Origin of the sequence: Anabaena sp. PCC 7938, assembly GCF_049315035.1 — a bacterium.
Taxonomy (GTDB): domain Bacteria; phylum Cyanobacteriota; class Cyanobacteriia; order Cyanobacteriales; family Nostocaceae; genus Anabaena; species Anabaena cylindrica.
In genome coordinates this window covers 2,632,840-2,651,247 of the sequence record NZ_CP186034.1, presented here as the reverse complement: position 1 = coordinate 2,651,247, position 18,408 = coordinate 2,632,840, and the positions used below count along the sequence as shown (strand labels likewise).

Sequence of the window (18,408 nt, the reverse complement as noted above, 5' to 3'; positions counted from 1 at the left end):
TATTTAATCTGAATACTTCATTATTCGGGTAAACCCTCTACCTTTAGCAAATCCAAATCCCGCTCAAAAATCTCATCAATCGGCAACATTTCCCCCGCAGTTGTCATAAATTTATGGTCTTTAGTTGCTCGAATTTTTGAACCATCATCTAAACAATATTCATATATTTCTTGCCTTCCTCGGTTATGCCATTGGGCAATGGGTTGAGTGTAAACATTTCCATTTTTATCAACACTAAAAATACTACACTCGATTCTCTTTTCTACAATTTCCCCAATAGGAATAAAACCATATTCCACAGTTAAAACTTCTGTATCATAACTTAAACAATATTCTGCAAACTTCAACATATCTCCAAACAAATGTTCAGCAACTTGGGGTTTTACACCGTTTTTGGCAGAACCGTCAATAAAATTTTGCTTTTGTTTCTCCATTTCAGAAACTTTCTTTTTACCCATAGCCCGACGCAGCAAGTCAGCTTGTCCTAAAGAATAACCAGCCATATCTTGAGCAATTTTCATAATTTGCTCTTGATAAACCATAATTCCATAGGTTTCATTTAAAATTGGTTCTAAAATACCTGTTTCATATTCAATCTGTTCTCGTCCATGTTTACGATTAATAAACTTAGGAATTAATCCCGCATCTAATGGGCCTGGTCGATAAAGTGCCAAAATAGAAGAGATATCTTCAATATTAGAAGGTTTCAAATCTTTAACTATTTCCTTCATTCCTGAAGATTCTAGTTGAAATATTCCTTCTAATTTACCTGATTCTAATAATTCGTAAGCCTTTTCTACATCTTTTGGTAAAGTGGTATGTCCACCTTTTGCTAATATTTTTTGTGCTTTTCTTTCTTGACCTGTAATTTCATCGGGGTCAATTTTATAACCCTTAGTTTCTTCAATCAAATCAATAGTTTTTTGAATTAGCGTGAGGTTTCGTAAACCCAAGAAATCCATTTTTAACAAACCCAATGATTCCAAATCTTCCATGAAATATTGGGTAATCACAGAACCATCATTATTGCGTTGTAAGGGAACAATTTCATCAAGAGGATCAGCAGAAATTACCACACCCGCAGCATGGACACCAAAGGTTTTATTAGTACCTTCAATCCGCATGGCCATATCTAGCCAATGACGAACATTTGGGTCATTATCATATTTATCTTTAAACTCTTGTGCTGGTGTTTCATTAGAAACCATGACTTTGAGTTTAGTTGGTTTTCCTCGCACTACGGGAATTAATTTCGCCATTTTATCAGCGTCACCATAGGGAATATTTAACACTCTAGCGACATCTTTTAAAACTGCTTTCGATGTTAAACGGTTAAAGGTGATAATTTGGGCAACTCTATCAGCACCATATTTATCAGTTACATATTCAATGACTTTATCCCGTTGTTCAATGCAAAAATCTGTATCAATATCAGGCATTGATTTACGTTCGGGATTGAGAAATCTTTCAAATAATAAACCATGATGCACAGGGTCAATATTAGTAATTCGCATGGCATAGGCAACCAAAGAACCAGCGGCTGAACCCCGACCTGGACCCACAGGAATATTATTATCTCGTGCAAATTTGATGTAGTCCCACACTACTAAAAAGTAGGTAGAAAAGCCCATCTTTTGCAACATTTTTAATTCATATTCTAATCTTTCTTTATAAACTTGATCTACTTCGTTACGGGATTTACGATTTAATCTATCTAAAAGTCCTTGCCAAGCAATCTCTTCAGCATAAGTGTCAGGAGTGTGACCAGAAGGAATAGGAGGAGTAGGAATTTTCGGGTCATCCATGATATGGTAAGGCTCGACTTTATCCGCTACTTCGACCGTTGTGGCTATAGATTCGGCAATCACATCATCTGGTAAATGGTCACGAAATAGCATTTGCATTTCTGCGGCAGATTTGAGGTATTCTGTACCGCTATATCGCATTCTTTTATCTTCGCTAATTAGCTGCCCGGTTTGAATACATAGCAAGGCATCGTGTGCTTCTACATCAAAACAAGAAATGTAATGAGAATCATTGGTAGCAATAAATTTAATTCCTAATTCCCGTGCAATTTTGACAATTTCGACATTAACAATTCTATCTTCTTGGGAACCGTGGTCTTGAATTTCTAAGTAAAAATCTTCGCCAAAAACTTCTTTGTACCATTTGGCAACTTTCCGGGCTGCATCTGGTCGATTACTAAGAATTGCTTGGGGAATTTCTCCACCTAAACAAGCGCTGGTGACTATTAAGCCTTCATGATATTGTTTGAGTAAATCTTTGTTAATACAAGGGCGAGAAAAAATACCTTTACCTTGGACACCTTGAAGGTGAGAAATTGTGGTTAATTTAACTAAGTTTTTATAGCCTTTTGTATTTTTAGCTAAAACGACTTGATGATATTTAGGACGGCGTTCTTGTTTTTCAATATCACCATTAATAATATACATTTCGTTGCCAATAATTGGCTTAACGTTTTTGTTGCGGCAGATTTTAATTAATTCTACGGCACCATACATGACACCATGATCTGTGAGTGCGATCGCTTTCATCCCCAGTGCGATCGCTTGATCCACCAACTCCGGTAGCTGACTGGCCCCATCCAACAAACTGTAATCACTATGAATATGCAAAGGAACAAAAGACATAAGCACCTCCAAAACAAGTCAAGCAGGGTTGAGATTTGTGATTAACTCCACCCACACAGGAGATTTATAGACTAACAGTTTTTATCTAAAATTGTTCCCAGAATTTTGACTTTGAACTGCTAAGAAGCCCATCCTAACAGAGTTTCATTTAAATATACCTTGCAAAGTTATGCTTTTGCGCTTATAAAAGTCAATACTCTACTTGATAGCAAAAAGTCCCGTTCCATAAACGAGGCTTAAAATCAGTTATAGCGGTATGCATTTGAATGAAATACATCATAGCCCCCTCATCGCTTGCGGGGAGGGGGTTGGGGGTGGGGTTCTTGTATCTTACTCAACCGAGAACCGCTATATCACCAATCATCTGTTAATTAATGCTGTTGTGGTCCCTTGGCATCAGAATGTTTAGCCAAGCAACGTTCTAAAAGTTCAATTCTCCAAAGTAAAGCGAATCGTTGTGGACTCCATATTACTTTAGTCTCATGATTGAATAAGGGCTGATTCAAATACTGCCAAAGAGGAAATTGAATTTTTGTGTGTTTGGGAGCCATAGGAGGAACAAAATATTATAAAATAGCTTCGGCAGTAGCTGGCATTGCGTTTAATAAATGTCAACTAGTAATACCTTTATATTTAAAGATTAAACCAGTATTTTGGAATTGTCTTGGTGGTCATTGCGTAAGTTAAGAAAATTTTACTTTTGCAGATTTTAAGTAATTGTCAGCAAACTCTGAAATTCTCTCTGGTAGGAATTCTGGAACGGTGGAAGACTAAAAAGAAAATTTTGATATGCCATAGACATTTGTCTAGCCACTTCATCAACAGGAACACTACCAGGACTATTACCCAAACCAGGAAGGGCAACTGTATTAATCTGTTTTTGTAAACAATTACAGTACAATCTATTATGTTGGCGAATAGCTAACAGAGTTGCCCACAAACCTTGATAAACATGATCATTACCAGCCATAGACACCTGCATTCTCAAAGTAGGAGTATGAGCAATAAACGGGTGTAAAGGATGATTGGTTTCCACAATTAAAGACGTACCTATAGGTTGATCTCCCAAATACTCTTCTTGAATGCGGTTTTGTAAGAGTTTTTCGACATCTTCACCAAAGAATCTCAGAATCGCCCGATCAATACTATTAGCAGAAGGTAAAGCACTAGCTGCCGTAACTATGCAGTCAAAAAAAGGCAAATCTTCAAAAGTACCATTAACTATTTCTATATTGGGTAGACCTTCAAAATAATCAGCAAAGGTTCTACATAAAAACGTTTTTGTATCTAATAAAATTAGTTTTAATGGTATTTCATAACCCCATTTTTGATAAGCATCTACATGGGTAACTTTAGTTTTATAATTAGATTTATCAATTAAAAAAAATAAATGGGAATTGAGGACTGTAAAAATAGTCTCAATATTAAAAGTAATATCAGCTACTTTGGTTGCTGTTAAACCCTCATAAGTTTTAATTTCTATAATTAACCTTTCGAGGGTATGGTAAATATCTAAAAATAGTAATTGTAGTGGTTCGTCGGCAATAATCGGATAATGCAGTAATTTTAGACAATCTTCTAAACGAGATAGAATTTTCATCATGCTGGTAAATCCTAGCATTCCTGCTGTACCTTTGAGGCAAAAAGTAGCTCGGAACATTACTTCTAATTCATTTCGGTCATCAATTGTATTTTGTAAATTGGATAAACCTTTGTAGATTGTATTGAGGTATTCTTGTGATTCTTCAACGAAGTAGCCGAGAATTCTGTTAAATTCTTCTGGTTTCATAACTGTACAATGCTGCATTTTTATGGTACTGGAGATAAAAAACAGCTAAAGAATATCTCTATAGCTTGGTTTGATGGATAACAACTGCTGAATAATTACAACAGAGGAATCCACTTTTCCCAGCAGGAATATTTAAAAGTTCAGACTTGAAAAATTTCATCATATTTACAAATTTTTATGATTCATAAAAGGATGGCTTGATTTAGTGCTGTGTTTAGACTACCCACTTTTAACTTGATTCATATCCTGAGTAAACCCAAACTAGATTAATTTCTGGTTGCAGCCTAGCAGTTAGGACTTTTCGCTAAAGAATGTGTAGTTTTGAAGATGCCGCATTAAGTATAAAAAATATCAATAGCCATACGTAAAAGAGTGAAAGTTGCTTACATCGTTTTATGCAGTTGAAATTCTTGACAATAGCAGCGAAATTTTACCCCTTGATAAAGACTTGGGGTAAATCTCCACGAAAATTAGTATTAAAAAAACAAAATTTGTAATTTACTGCTTAGGTGGAAATTTAACTTTAATAGAATCTCCAAAGGTATTTTTTCTTCGTTCATTAACAGGTGGTTCGGTAGTATAAAACACGATTTTATTTAAAATATATTTACAGTCAACAAAGAATCAAGTTGTCTTATGAAAGATAAAATGAATATAGTTTTATCAATTTACCAAAATTTTTGATAATGACGACAAAAAATCTATGACTAATCTCTTACAACAAGCTTATGCTGTCGTCTCACAACTACCTGAAGATGAACAGAATAAAATTGCTCAACTTATTTTCCAGCAATTAGCACAGCGTCAACAACTAGTGCCTCCAACAAATATAGATTTTATGCAATTTGCTGGTATTGCCAATTCTGAAGAAACTCTACTTTTACAAAATCTCGAACATGAGACTGAATTAGCAAGGAGTAGGTTGGGTTGAATGAAATGAAACCCAACATTAAATTTAAAATACCAATGGTTGATGTTGGGTTTCGTTCCTCAACCCAACCTACATTTGCTACATTTACCAGAATATGATATGGTAATTTGCATTCTTTGAATATGCAGTTTATGTTAGATAATATAGTTGAAATTAGATTAGGAATTAAACCCAACTTAAATGAAAGTGGAAATACTATCAATGGAGGTAGGAGGAATATTATTTGTACGTTTAAAGGAGCAGGGGGTAGTATTTCCACACTGGAGAATCGAGTAGGAGATACTACTTATAGTGGGATTATTCCTTTTCAGAAAATTATTGATCATGAATATCTTGATAAATCAATAACTCATAATTTATTAGCTTTACAAAATGGTAATATCTTAGATTTATGTCGGACGCTAGTTTATAATCATCAAACATATTTACCTAATAAAATTAGATATAAAATCGATGATGATTATTCTCAATGGGATGATTTAGCATCAGAACTAGAAAGCATAGATGAACAATTAACGCTGAGTTTATATTTTGATATATCCAGAATTAATATCAGTAATTACCAACTTATTCAAATCAGGGAAGAATCGTATTTAAATATAGTTATTAATCCGATTTCATTTGAAATAAAAGAAGAAGTTTACTGGCTTCCAGAAGCAGGAAAAGCTTTACAATTTCCAAGATATGAAGATCCAGAAAGTAATTTTGGTTTTTATGGAAATGATCAACTCTATCCCATACCCAAAAGAATATTAGATGTTGTTTGTAAAGACTATTACCTCAACATATTGATCAAATTGGAACAGGTAAGAAAGCGCATAGAACTTTACAAAAAGCATTATTTGAAGCTTCTGAAAGAGGAACTTGGAATAAAGCAGTTGAAGATTTATTACAGAAAATTGTTGATAGAGGAAAAAATCCAGCCTATCAGTTAATTAATCATTGTCACACGATTGCAAAAACGCGAACTATTCAAGCTGAATCATTGAGAAATCAGGGACAGAATCAACAAGATTAAAAATTATGTTCCTGTATATCTAATAATCTTTCACGTTCTTTTTCGGTCATTTCTCTAAAGACTATTTGCCCTAAAGATGCCAAGAAGTATCTCAATTTTTGAAGAGATAGATCCGTGTATATAACCTCTTTTTTGTGAATTTCGTTTATTACTCCAAGAACAAATTGTAAGTATTTTGCTGGAATTATCAAATCACTTATATCTTCCCATTGGGTAGCATATCCATACTGTTTAAAAATTTTGCTTTCCAAAGTATTATTACAATCACCTTTACAAGCAAAGTAGATATCATGGATAAAATTTTTCTCGTCCACAATAAAACTAATTACACCTTGATATGAAGATAAATTATTTAAATCTAATAAGTCCTTATGACAGCAGTCACATTTCAAATCTAACCACTGGGAGAAAATTTGATGTCTAGGCTTTATTCTTTTATAAGACTCAGGGAAATATCTAAGACATAGAAAACTGAAACCCTTTGATATTAAAATACTTTCGATTTTCCTCCGATCATAAATTTGATATTCTCTGATCTTCCCATTTGTCTTTAAAGAGTCTAATCTCTTAACTAATCCTGAACTTGCTAGAGTGGAATAAAAACCAATAAATCCATCAACATTAAATGATTCACATCTCTCTAATAGATTTTGTTCAATTGCTTCATTGACAGACTTACCAGAAGTTGCATTGTTTTTACAACTAACCAACCATCTAAAACGATATGTATTTTCTATACCTTTAGTAGTTTCAGATATAATCAAGTCTTTCCCATCATCTGCACCTCTAGATACTTCCGACTCTATGCGGAAACCAATTTCTTTTAGAAAGTCGCGTGCAAATAACTCCCAATCTTCGCCACCCTCTATTTCTTTAAAGTTAATCATTCCTTAAAATATCCTAGACAATTGCTAAATTATAATGCAGAACCAAAATTTTATCAGCACTCAAAGTCCGTCCCACATGATACGCTGAGAACGTAAGGAAAGCAAAGATAAAAATTCCGCCAAATCAACTAATCCTTCAGCTTCATTTCTTTCTGCTAAAGTCAATTCTTCACCGTCATCTTGACGATATAATAAAAATTGTAACCGTGCTTGCACAGCTTCAGGAAGTTGAAAATAAGTCAAACTAACGGGTATCTCAATTACTTCAGTCATATAATATTTCCCTACAGTTTAGAACAATTTTATACAATGTTATTCAGTTTATTTGAATATTTTGCCATAAATCAGCATTAACAAACCTTGACAAATGACCAACATTAGTTGTGGCAATTACAACATCTGAAACATTTAAATTTATAGCTTGAGCTACTAAGATTATATCTCCATCAATCGTTTTATCACCGGCTGTTGGTTGTCCTTTTTGTCGAGCTTGCGCCCATAATAAAGCAGCTTGACGCATTGAATTTGTTGTAATTGGTAGATATTCTACCAGTTGAGTTAATTCATCTAAACGAGCAATACCTTTAAGTTTATTTGCTCTTAATAATTCTCGTCGCACTTCATAATCAGCAATTTCAGGAACGATAACTCTGACACTTGAAAAAATTAGCATTTGTAGCCATTTAGCGCAAGCAAGGCTTTCATCTGACAACTTTGGATTTGTGACTAAACCTATTGGTCCAGCATCTAATAAAATAACTCGATTCACCAAGTTACACCTTTTAATTCAACTGGAAATAATTGACGATTGGATAACCGATTTTCATCTAAAGCATTAATTAAATATTCTCCTGTTTCTTGCTGTTCTTGTTCATCACTTTCATCTATCCAAGACTGAAGTACATTAACTATTTTCAATTGTTTTTCTTTTTGTAGAATAGATTTTTGGATCAGACCCAATGTATAAGTTTCCACAGAAAGTCCTTGCTGTTGTGCTTCCTGTATTAAATACTGTTCTAATTCTGGTGGTAAGCTGAGGGTTAGCGTCATAGGTTTATTGTGGGTAACTTTATATATTGTAAACCTGCAAAAACAAAAGATTAACTCCAAAATACCAATAAGCGTTGTTGGGTTTTCTCAACCCAACCTACGACTTATAATTGATCAAATAACTGCAAACATATCTTAGGCATGAAACTGTGACTGAACCCGGACAATACAAAGATACCGTCAATTTACCCAAGACTAACTTCGATATGCGGGCAAACGCAATCAAGCGCGAACCCGAAATCCAAAAATTCTGGGAAGAAAACAACATTTATTCTCGCCTCTCTGAAGAAAACCCCGGCGAATTATTTATACTGCACGATGGGCCTCCCTATGCTAACGGTCAGTTGCATATTGGTCATGCCTTAAATAAGATTCTCAAAGATATTATTAACCGTTACCATCTATTACAAGGTCGTAAAATTCGCTACGTTCCTGGTTGGGATTGTCACGGATTGCCGATTGAGTTGAAAGTTCTGCAAAATATGAAGCAGGCAGAACGGCAAAATCTCACTCCTTTGCAATTGCGTCAAAAAGCGAAAGACTTCGCACTAAAGACCGTAGACGAACAACGAGAAAGCTTTAAACGCTATGGGATTTGGGGTGATTGGGAAAATCCTTATTTGACTTTAAAGCCTGAATACGAAGCGGCGCAAATTGGCGTTTTTGGGGAAATGTTCCTCAAAGGTTATATCTATCGCGGTTTAAAGCCGGTGCATTGGAGTCCTAGTTCTAAAACGGCTTTGGCTGAAGCGGAGTTAGAATATCCTGAAGGTCACGTTTCTCGAAGTATTTATGCCGCTTTTCCGGTGGTGAAGGTTTCCGAAGGGTTAAAGGCTAGTTTGGATGCTTTCTTGCCTGATTTGGGTGTGGCTGTGTGGACTACTACTCCCTGGACTATTCCCGGTAATTTGGCTGTGGCTGTGAATGGTGCGTTGGAATATGCGGTGGTGGAGGTCTCACGCAGAGACGCGGAGGCTCAGAGAGGATGCAAGTATCTGATTGTTGCTGCTGAGTTGGTGGAAAGGTTGGCTGCGGTTTTGGATAGTGAGTTAACGGTAAAAGCCAAATTCGCAGGGAAGGATTTGGAAGGGACTACTTACCGTCATCCTCTTTTTGACCGTGAAAGTCTGGTGGTGGTTGGTGGCGATTATATCACTACTGAGTCGGGGACTGGGTTGGTTCATACTGCGCCTGGTCATGGTCAAGAGGACTACATTGTTGGTCAGCGTTACGGTTTGCCGATTCTTGCTCCTGTTGATGATAGTGGGAATTTTACGGATGAGGCTGGTAAGTTTGCTGGCTTGAATGTTTTGGGTGATGGGAATCAAGCGATTATTGATGCTTTGAGTGAAGCGGGTTCTCTGTTGAAGGAGGAAGCTTATCCTCACAAGTATCCTTATGATTGGAGAACGAAAAAACCAACGATTTTCCGCGCTACTGAACAATGGTTTGCTTCTGTGGCCGGTTTTAGGGAAGATGCTTTAAAAGCGATCGCATCTGTGCGTTGGATTCCCGCTCAAGGTGAAAACCGCATCACCCCTATGATAGCGGAAAGATCAGATTGGTGTATCTCTCGTCAGCGTTCTTGGGGTGTTCCTATTCCGGTGTTTTATGATGATGCAACTGGTGAAGTTTTGCTGAATGCGGAAACCATTAACCACGTTCAAGCTATCTTTGCTGAGAAAGGTTCTGATGCTTGGTGGGAGTTGTCGATCGCTGAGTTATTACCAGAAGCATATCGTAATAATGGCAAAACTTACCGCAGAGGTACGGATACAATGGATGTCTGGTTTGATTCTGGTTCTTCTTGGGCAGCGGTAGCCAAGCAAAGACCGGAGTTATGCTATCCTGTGGATATGTATTTGGAAGGTTCTGACCAACACCGAGGCTGGTTTCAATCGAGTTTGTTAACGAGTGTGGCTGTTAATGGCATTGCACCTTACAAAACGGTTTTAACTCATGGTTTCGTTTTGGATGAAAATGGACGAAAAATGAGTAAGTCGGTGGGGAATGTGGTTGATCCTCAATTGATGATTCAAGGTGGTAGTAATCAAAAACAACAACCAGCTTATGGTGCTGATGTGTTGCGGTTGTGGGTTTCTTCGGTAGATTATTCTGGTGATGTGCGTTTGGGTAATAACATCATCAAGCAATTAGCTGATGTACGGAATAAGATTCGCAATACGGCACGGTTTTTGTTGGGTAGTTTGCATGATTTTGATCCTCAAAAGGATGCTGTGGCTTTTGCAGATTTGCCAGATTTGGATAAGTATATGCTGCACCGCATTCGTGAGGTGTTTAATGAGGTAACGGAAGCTTTTGATAGTTTTCAGTTTTTCCGATTTTTCCAAACGGTGCAGAATTTCTGTGTTGTGGATTTGTCGAATTTCTATTTAGATGTTGCCAAGGATAGATTGTATATCAGTTCTACTGATGCTTTCCGTCGTCGCAGTTGTCAAACGGTGTTGCAGATTGCTTTGGAGAATTTAGCAAGAGCGATCGCACCAGTTTTATGTCATACTGCTGAGGATATCTGGCAATTTATCCCCTACAAAACAGCCTATAAGTCAGTGTTTGAGGCTGGTTGGGTGCAGGTAGATGATGAATGGGAAAATGAAGATTTAGCCGAATTTTGGGACACTCTGCGTACACTCCGCAACGATGTTAATAAGGTTTTGGAACAAGCGCGGATAGAAAAATTAATCGGTTCTTCCCTGGAAGCGAAAGCTTTGATTCATATCCCTCACAAACAGTTAAACGATGCTATCAAAGCCTTTAACCCTGTTAGCGGTAACGGTATTGATGAACTGCGGTATTTATTGCTGACTTCCCAAGTGGAAATTTTAGATTCTGCTGAGGGACTCCAAGGATTGAAATATACAGCAACCACAGAAGACTGGACTATAGCAATAGTAAACGCAGATGGTCAAAAGTGCGATCGCTGTTGGAACTATTCTACCCATGTTGGCGAATCTGCGGAACACCCCCTATTGTGTGAACGCTGTGTTCCTGCTTTAGCTGGGGAATTTTAAAATCATGTAGGGGTAGGGGTTTAGCACTGCTAAACCCTTACAAAATCAAGACCAACGCAAAGTATTTATAAACCCTCATTTCTCTGTGTCGCGCCAGTTGCTACAACGGGGGGAACCCCCGCAACGCACTGGCTTCTCTGTGTCTCTGTGGTTCGTTCCAATAATTCTAAAAATGCAACCAAATATCATCATGACTGATGATCAATTTTTTGATTTCTGTCAATTAAACCGTGATTTGAGAATTGAACGTAATCACCTGGGAGATTTATTAATTATGTCACCTACAGATTCAGAAACAGGTGAACGTAATTTTAATTTAATTGGTGAATTAGGTATTTGGACAAAGCAAGATAGTACAGGAGTAGGTTTTGGTTCTAGCGGCGGTTTTACCTTACCGAATGGTGCAGTGCGTTCGACCGATGCAGCATGGATAAATAAAGCCAGATGGGAAGCAATACCAGTAGAACAAAGAAAGAAATTTGCACCTATTTGTCCTGATTTTGTTGTTGAATTGCGTTCAGAAACAGATAGTTTAAAAACATTACAAGAAAAGATGCAAGAGTATATTGAAAATGGTGTTAAATTAGGTTGGTTACTCGATAGAAAACAACGGAAAGTATTTATTTATCGTCCTGACCAACTTGTGGAAGAATTAGATAATCCAAAAACATTAAACGGTGAAAATATTTTACCGGGATTTGTTTTAGACTTAAGAGAAATTTGGTAATTAATCATAGCATTTCCTACTATAACAAATTACAAAATTATCTGCGTCCATCTGCGGTTAATTCTTTCTTCCTATCTTCAACCTTAATAGAGACGCTTGATCAAACGCCTCTATAATTTCAACCTTCTTACAACTTCTGCAACAATTCCTGAGTCAATTGCATAAAAGCCTTAGAACCAGCAGTATTTGGACTCAGCAAAGAAACAGGCATAAAACTATCAACAGCCTTAGCCACATTTACATCAACTGGAATTTGTGCTTTACAGATTTTCTCAACACCAAAATCTTCTACAACCCGGTGCATTACCTGTTTATAATATCTACCATTCAATAAATTAGAACTGTACATACTAAAGACAATTCCTAACATTTTGATATCTATCTTTGCTTCATGTTCATGACTATCTTTTAATTGGGCAATACGTCTTTCTAACAGTTGAATTCCTACCACAGACAACGGTTCTGGTTTAGCTGGGAGAATATAAAAATCACTTGTAGCTAAAGCACTACGAGTCATGAGATTATAACCAGGGGCGCAATCTAAGAGAATAAAATCATATTCATCACGCACTGGTTTGAGAATATCTCTAATTAAAACTCTTTCAAAGCGATTCCAAATAGTTTCAAAGTCATTTTCACCCAAAGCTACAGACTGATTATGTAGCATTTCCGAAACAACAAATTCATCATATAAGTCAATATCACCAGGTAACATATCCAACCCTGGGAGATTACAAACTTGGGGATAAACAATATCATGAATCGTCAATTTAGCATTAGGATCAGGGTTAATAATCTCATCTATTAAATACCGAAAAGTTTTTCTTTGTTTGCGACGTTTAGCAAACTCTACTGGTGACATAACACTAAGTGTGGCACTAATTTGACTATCTAAATCTAAAACAAGTACCTTTTTTCCGTGATTTTTGGCTAAACAAGTAGCAATATTGACCGTAAGCGTAGTTTTACCCACACCACCTTTCATATTTGCAGTTGCAATTACATATCCCATTGGTTAATTCCTCTGCTGACGCTTTCCCATTGAGGTAGCGTACATATTATCTAATAGATTTTAACTTTTGCTAATTTAGTCTTTTGGAAGATGTGAAAAATTTATTTTAGCGATATTCTCTCGCTGAAAGCAGTCAGATTATAACAGTGATGTACCTCCCACTAGACAGTAGACTTGCGTATTACAATCAATATTACATTTTACTGAATAGTAGGGGCAAAAATTTTTACATCAGATGCATGATCATATATAATTGGAAAATTCGATGCCTCTCGGTATTAGTATGATTGCTGATTATGGTTCTAAGCTGCAAAACATTTTTCAAGCGATTACCTCGAATAGTAACGAATCTGATGTAGAGCAAAAGGTTATAGTTCCTCTATTGCGTATCCTTGGTTACAGCAGTGAAGATTGGCAGTCTCAAGTAGTAGTTCTACAATCTAAGCTTGACTTCTTAGTAGGTCAGCCAGACTCAGCTTTAATAAAACCAGCTTATTTAGTTATCGAAGTAAAAGCACCAAACAAGAATATTGCCCGCAGTGTTTGGCAAATTAATAACTATATACGTCGAACTGGTGCTGTTCTTGGTCTATTAACCAACGGCTATGAATTTCGTATATTTTATAACTATGAAGAAAAGATCACGACAATTTGTGAATATTCACAAATTATGTTGGTTAATGAAAATAGTTTTTTTTACAGAATTTTATCCAAAAACACTTATTTAGCATTCAATGCTAGTTTATACAAAAATCAACAAAAGGTTCGATTGAACTTTTTGAATTTAATCTCAAAAGCAGTGGAGCAAGAAGATATGTTGCGCTTATTTCACAAAGGTAAGATTTCTCCCACCCAAATACAAGAACCCAGTGAAAAGAAACCATTAATACCAGAAACTACAGAAGAACGGAAAGCAATGATTATTACTGTATTTAATAACAAAGGTGGAGTCGGTAAAACTACAACAACTATTAACCTTGCTGCGGCTCTTAACAAGTTGGGTAAGCGGGTTTTACTAATTGATATTGATGCTCAGGCTAACCTAACAATGGGATTAGGAATAGATCCTTTAGATGATGTGGAACAGCAAGGTAAGAAAGATATTACCCATCTCCTGACTGAACCAAGAACTAGTGTAGAAGATACAGTTATTCATAAACAATGGGATGATGTTGAACTAGATATTATTCCATCTCATATTCGTTTGAGTGATATGGAAGCGACATTAGTTAATACACCTGATATTGATCGTGTATTAGAAAAGAAGCTTAGGAAATATCGTAATCAGTACGATTATGTTTTAATTGATCCACCGCCATCTTTTGGTAAAGCTAATACTATTTCATTAATGGCTTCATCAGGAGTATTGATACCTACCCAGTTAGCTCCTTACCCGATCAGAGCATTAGAATATGTTATTAAAAGAGCTTTTGCAGTTGAGGAAACTAAAGATGAAATTTTGCCAATTTTAGGTATTGCAGTCAGTATGTATAATAGAGCAGCACCTAAGATTGCTGAAAATATGAAACAACAAATTTCTGAGGTTATAGCTAAGGTATCTAATGGTAAAAATGTAGAATTATTTCCTCAAGATACATGGATTCCCAACCTGAGTATAGTTGCAAATACACCTAATAAAGGATATCCACTTTGTTTTGCAGAGTTTGATCGTGAATTAAGTTCTAAAGATAAAGAATCTGCACAAGATTCTTTTATATGCTATACCCAATTAGCCAAACATTTGGTTTCTGTTACTAAACATAAACATCAGGAGTAAAAGATGGACGCAGCAGAACGCCATGCTCGCATTGTTGACTATTTACGCATTAAGCCAATTTCCCACGGACAAATTTACACTTTCCAGATTGCTGTACCAGCGTATGAAATTGTAGAAGTTTCTTTGGAAAAGCAAAACTATTTAAAGAACAGTCTTACGCAACAAGGTACTAACTTAATTCCTTTAATTGTGCGTCGTACCGAAGAATATACTGAAGAAGAAGAGTATGAAGTTGTCTATGGTGCTGATTGGTGTTTGGTTGCTAAAGAAATTGACATAGAGAAACTTTGGGTTTGGGTATTTGATCTGACTGATGAACAAGCTGTTGCTGTTAAACAAGAAATGCAACAGTTGCTTGGTAATATAAATTCCGGTGAAAAAATTGAACCTGAAGAAGTAGATATTGGTAGCTTAATTGAGCAAAAACTGAAACCAATTTATGCAATGATAAACCAATTAGTTTCTAACCCTGCTCGTAATGCAGCAAAGTATGATTCTGATGATAATTTGAGAGTAATTGAAAGTAAAATTGAAAATTTGTTATCTGCTTTTGAAGCAGTTACTACATTTATTAAAAAAGTTCCATCTAATTCTCCTACTAATATAGAAAAATCGCATTCTACTGAAAATATCAATGTCATTGAAAATAGACTAGACCATCTTTTATCTGCTGTTGAAAAACTGACTACTCTGGTTGAACAACTGATACCTCCGCCACCTCCACAAAAGTTTAATTTATTAACAGCAACAAATGATGAAATTAAGAGTGCTTTAAAAGAGGCTAAAGTAAATAATGATAATCACATAAAAGGAGTATTAGACGCGATTAAGTATTGGCAACAATCAGGTAGAACTTTAACCTGGGAAAATCTTCAAAAATCAACTAAATCTGGACAGCATAAGATTAAAAACTTTGCCAATGGGACTTACCAAAAACTAAAAGATGTCGCAGATATACGCACGGAATAGTTAACCTTCTCTTCCTCTGCGCCTTTGCGCGAAACATCACCCCCGCACTTGGCGTAAAAAATTAAACCCCCAACCTCTTAACCCAACAGGTAAAAAAGATAAACTTAAACCAGTCCAAGCCTTAGCAGTAGAACAAGACTTACCAGCCAAAACTAACTCTCTTCCCTTTTGAGTCTCACCCTTTTCAATCAAACGCAAACCTAAAAACAACTGCGATTCTGCTAGACGACTTTTCCTAATCTTCTCTAATTTCTCAAACTCAAACTTATAACTTTCTAAATATCGGATTTTATCAAATAAATAAGGAATAGCTCGATTAATACCCTGCTGTTCTGCATGAACCCGATATTCCATTAATAATTCTGGTAAATAATAACCCTTTTTCCCAGCTACAGCTAACCGCACAAATAAATCATTATCTTCGCAATTTTGCCAATTAGGCATCATAAAACCTAATTCTTGCAAAGTTTTACGGCGAAACAAAGTTGCTCCAATTTGAAAACTTTGGCGCACAAACACAACTTCTAATAAATTATCTACCATACCTGCTGGTAAATTTTTCCTACCCCAACGATGAGAATTTTCTTGAGTTGCTTCCTCATCCCGAATGTTATTAATATCAATTATCCAATGGTCTGTACCCACAAAATCAATACTAGAATCTTGTTCTAATATCGCCGCAGTCTGTGATAAAAAATTAGGTGTTAACCGATCATCATCATCAAATTTAATAAAATATTTACCACTGGCCGCATCAAAGCCTGAACGCATATTATTACTTTTGCCGATATTTTGCGGATGACGAATATATTTAATACGGTTATCTGTGTATTGTGACATCAAATCCGGTGTGTCATCACTAGAACCGTCATCACAAATAATTAACTCAAAATCTTGCTCAGATTGATTGAGAACACTTTCAATTGCGTAAGGTAGAAGTTGAACGCGATTAAAAGTAGGGATACAAACAGTAATTTTAGTCATAAATTTAAAAGATAGAATTTTTGACTTTATTAATTAATAGTTTTTTGTAACAATTGGCTTGGGTCAGATTATTAGGAGTGAGAACTAGGGGTTTTACAACATTATTAACAAAAATGTAAATACCGCAAGATTCCATGTCACAAATCCTTTATCCGATCAAAATGACATCAGGCCTCAATTCAAAGCTATTGTAGTATATTATGTTATTGTTTTACTCAGTAAAATACTAAACTTCACGTCACGTTTATGAAAATCCTTATGCTATCTTCAACCTTTCCCTATCCACCAACACGGGGGGGAACGCAGGTAAGAACCTTTAATTTACTGAAGCACCTCAGTCAACGCCATAATATTACTTTAGTAACTCAGCGTGAGTCTGATGTGACAGATGCTGAAATAGCAGATTTACGAGATTGCGTAGATAACTTAGTCGTTTTTGAACGTCCCCCAGATGAGGGAAAAACAGCAGGATTAGTAGAAAAAATCCAGAGATTGGGTACGTTTTTGCTAAAAGGAACACCCCCAAGTGTCCTCAACCGCTACTCACTTGAGATGCAACAGTGGGTTGATAACTTTGTTGAAGCTGGTAAATGTGATGTAATTACCTGTGAACATAGCGTCAATGAAATTTATATTCGTCCCCATTTTCAAAAGTATATAAAAACTCTTGTTAATGTTCATAGTTCTGTTTATGGTACTTGTTTAAATCAATTGGCAACTGGTACATCTGAAAATAAATTTAGAGATAAAATTAATCTGCCTTTATTGCGTCGCTATGAGCAAAGTTATTGTGCAAAATTCTCGAATATTGTAGTTACTACAGCAGAAGATAAACAACAACTGCAACAGTTTAATTCTAACGCTGGAATAGCTGTTATTCCCAATGGTGTAGACTTAGTTACCTTTCCTAATCGTCCTTCAGATCCGGGAGGAAATCGAATAATTTTTATCGGGGCGATGGATAATTTAGCTAATATTGATTCTGTCTGTTTTTTCAGCAATGAAGTCTTACCAGAAATTCAAAAAAAATATCCATCTACAACATTTGATATTGTCGGTTCTCGTCCTGTAGCAGAAGTTTTAGCACTCAAAGAAAAACCAGGCATTAATGTGGTTGGACGTGTACCTTCAATGGCAGAATATTTGCATAAATCGACAATTTGCGTTGTGCCAATGCGGACAGGATTTGGTATAAAAAATAAAACGCTAGAAGCGATGGCTGCGGGTATACCGATAGTTGGGAGCGATCGCGGTTTAGAAGGACTAACTGTAGATGCTCAAACAACCCCACTACGGGCATTACGCGCCAATCAACCCGCAGAATACATAGCTGCTATTTCTCAACTTTTTGAACAGCCAGAACTCCGATTTCAACTCTCTGCTAACGCCAGAAAACTAGTAGAAACCGAATTCACTTGGGAAATTGCCGGTCAATACTATGAACAAATCTGCCAAGGAGAAGCGTAAGCATAGTTACGCATATTCAGCAGATTGCAGATCAATGAGGCTTCCGTGAGCGTCAGCCAATATTACCACTACACAGAACTTGTGTACTATTTTTACTTTTTGCATAATATCTTC

General features: G+C 36.2%; 15 protein-coding genes. 7 read left to right on the top strand and 8 right to left on the bottom strand.

Going from position 1 to position 18,408, the window contains the following annotated elements; all coding sequences use genetic code 11:
* Window positions 1–20: 20 nt before the first annotated feature.
* Together ACOWPH_RS12155 and ACOWPH_RS12150 are read right to left on the bottom strand one after the other, a co-directional pair.
* On the bottom strand, window positions 21–2,651 hold the full coding sequence (locus ACOWPH_RS12155; protein ID WP_015215645.1) for a trans-splicing intein-formed DNA polymerase III subunit alpha N-terminal partner DnaE-N: 2,631 nt from the start codon (window positions 2,649–2,651) through the stop codon (window positions 21–23).
* Window positions 2,652–3,360: 709 nt separating this feature from the next.
* Complete coding sequence (locus tag ACOWPH_RS12150; RefSeq protein WP_015215643.1) at window positions 3,361–4,440, bottom strand: Hpt domain-containing protein; 1,080 nt, start codon at window positions 4,438–4,440, stop codon at window positions 3,361–3,363.
* A gap of 703 nt (window positions 4,441–5,143) precedes the next feature.
* On the opposite strand from ACOWPH_RS12150, the gene ACOWPH_RS12145 reads away from it, so the two are divergent.
* Together ACOWPH_RS12145 and ACOWPH_RS12140 are read left to right on the top strand one after the other, a co-directional pair.
* Window positions 5,144–5,371, top strand: coding sequence for a hypothetical protein (locus tag ACOWPH_RS12145; protein ID WP_015215642.1), 228 nt, complete (start codon window positions 5,144–5,146; stop codon window positions 5,369–5,371).
* Window positions 5,372–5,502: 131 nt separating this feature from the next.
* Window positions 5,503–6,306, top strand: a complete 804-nt coding sequence (locus ACOWPH_RS12140) for a hypothetical protein (RefSeq protein ID WP_150111029.1) — start codon at window positions 5,503–5,505, stop codon at window positions 6,304–6,306.
* Window positions 6,307–6,385: 79 nt separating this feature from the next.
* Here the strand turns inward: ACOWPH_RS12140 and ACOWPH_RS12135 are convergent, their stop codons facing one another.
* From ACOWPH_RS12135 to ACOWPH_RS12120, 4 genes are read right to left on the bottom strand one after another with little or no spacing between them, the layout of a single operon-like run.
* Window positions 6,386–7,276, bottom strand: coding sequence for a restriction endonuclease (locus ACOWPH_RS12135; protein ID WP_015215640.1), 891 nt, complete (start codon window positions 7,274–7,276; stop codon window positions 6,386–6,388).
* Window positions 7,277–7,336: 60 nt separating this feature from the next.
* Window positions 7,337–7,549, bottom strand: a complete 213-nt coding sequence (locus ACOWPH_RS12130) for a hypothetical protein (RefSeq protein ID WP_015215639.1) — start codon at window positions 7,547–7,549, stop codon at window positions 7,337–7,339.
* Window positions 7,550–7,592: 43 nt separating this feature from the next.
* Complete coding sequence (locus tag ACOWPH_RS12125; RefSeq protein WP_015215638.1) at window positions 7,593–8,045, bottom strand: hypothetical protein; 453 nt, start codon at window positions 8,043–8,045, stop codon at window positions 7,593–7,595.
* Window positions 8,042–8,326, bottom strand: a complete 285-nt coding sequence (locus ACOWPH_RS12120) for a hypothetical protein (protein ID WP_015215637.1) — start codon at window positions 8,324–8,326, stop codon at window positions 8,042–8,044. Before ACOWPH_RS12120 ends, ACOWPH_RS12125 begins: the two co-directional genes overlap by 4 nt.
* A 149-nt stretch (window positions 8,327–8,475) precedes the next feature.
* On the opposite strand from ACOWPH_RS12120, the gene ileS reads away from it, so the two are divergent.
* Together ileS and ACOWPH_RS12110 are read left to right on the top strand one after the other, a co-directional pair.
* Window positions 8,476–11,358: an isoleucine--tRNA ligase gene (gene ileS, locus ACOWPH_RS12115; protein ID WP_015215636.1), complete on the top strand. Its 2,883-nt coding sequence runs from the start codon at window positions 8,476–8,478 to the stop codon at window positions 11,356–11,358.
* Between the two features lie 172 nt (window positions 11,359–11,530).
* The gene (locus tag ACOWPH_RS12110) at window positions 11,531–12,085 is read left to right on the top strand and encodes a Uma2 family endonuclease (RefSeq protein ID WP_042465149.1); all 555 of its coding nucleotides are present in this window, start codon (window positions 11,531–11,533) and stop codon (window positions 12,083–12,085) included.
* A 127-nt stretch (window positions 12,086–12,212) separates the two neighbouring features.
* Here ACOWPH_RS12110 and ACOWPH_RS12105 read toward each other — a convergent pair whose 3' ends face one another.
* The gene (locus tag ACOWPH_RS12105) at window positions 12,213–13,097 is read right to left on the bottom strand and encodes a ParA family protein (RefSeq protein ID WP_015215634.1); all 885 of its coding nucleotides are present in this window, start codon (window positions 13,095–13,097) and stop codon (window positions 12,213–12,215) included.
* A gap of 265 nt (window positions 13,098–13,362) precedes the next feature.
* On the opposite strand from ACOWPH_RS12105, the gene ACOWPH_RS12100 reads away from it, so the two are divergent.
* Both ACOWPH_RS12100 and ACOWPH_RS12095 read left to right on the top strand, forming a co-directional pair.
* Window positions 13,363–14,874, top strand: a complete 1,512-nt coding sequence (locus tag ACOWPH_RS12100; RefSeq protein ID WP_015215633.1) for an AAA family ATPase — start codon at window positions 13,363–13,365, stop codon at window positions 14,872–14,874.
* A gap of 3 nt (window positions 14,875–14,877) precedes the next feature.
* A complete protein-coding gene (locus ACOWPH_RS12095) occupies window positions 14,878–15,843 on the top strand; it encodes a hypothetical protein (RefSeq protein WP_015215632.1) in 966 nt (321 codons plus the stop codon).
* 36 nt (window positions 15,844–15,879) lie between these two features.
* On the opposite strand, the gene ACOWPH_RS12090 is transcribed toward ACOWPH_RS12095, so the two are convergent.
* Window positions 15,880–16,827 (bottom strand): glycosyltransferase family 2 protein, encoded by a 948-nt coding sequence (locus ACOWPH_RS12090; RefSeq protein WP_015215631.1) that lies wholly within the window; start codon window positions 16,825–16,827, stop codon window positions 15,880–15,882.
* 246 nt (window positions 16,828–17,073) lie between these two features.
* On the opposite strand from ACOWPH_RS12090, the gene ACOWPH_RS12085 reads away from it, so the two are divergent.
* On the top strand, window positions 17,074–18,294 hold the full coding sequence (locus ACOWPH_RS12085; RefSeq protein ID WP_015215629.1) for a glycosyltransferase family 4 protein: 1,221 nt from the start codon (window positions 17,074–17,076) through the stop codon (window positions 18,292–18,294).
* Window positions 18,295–18,408: the final 114 nt, after the last annotated feature.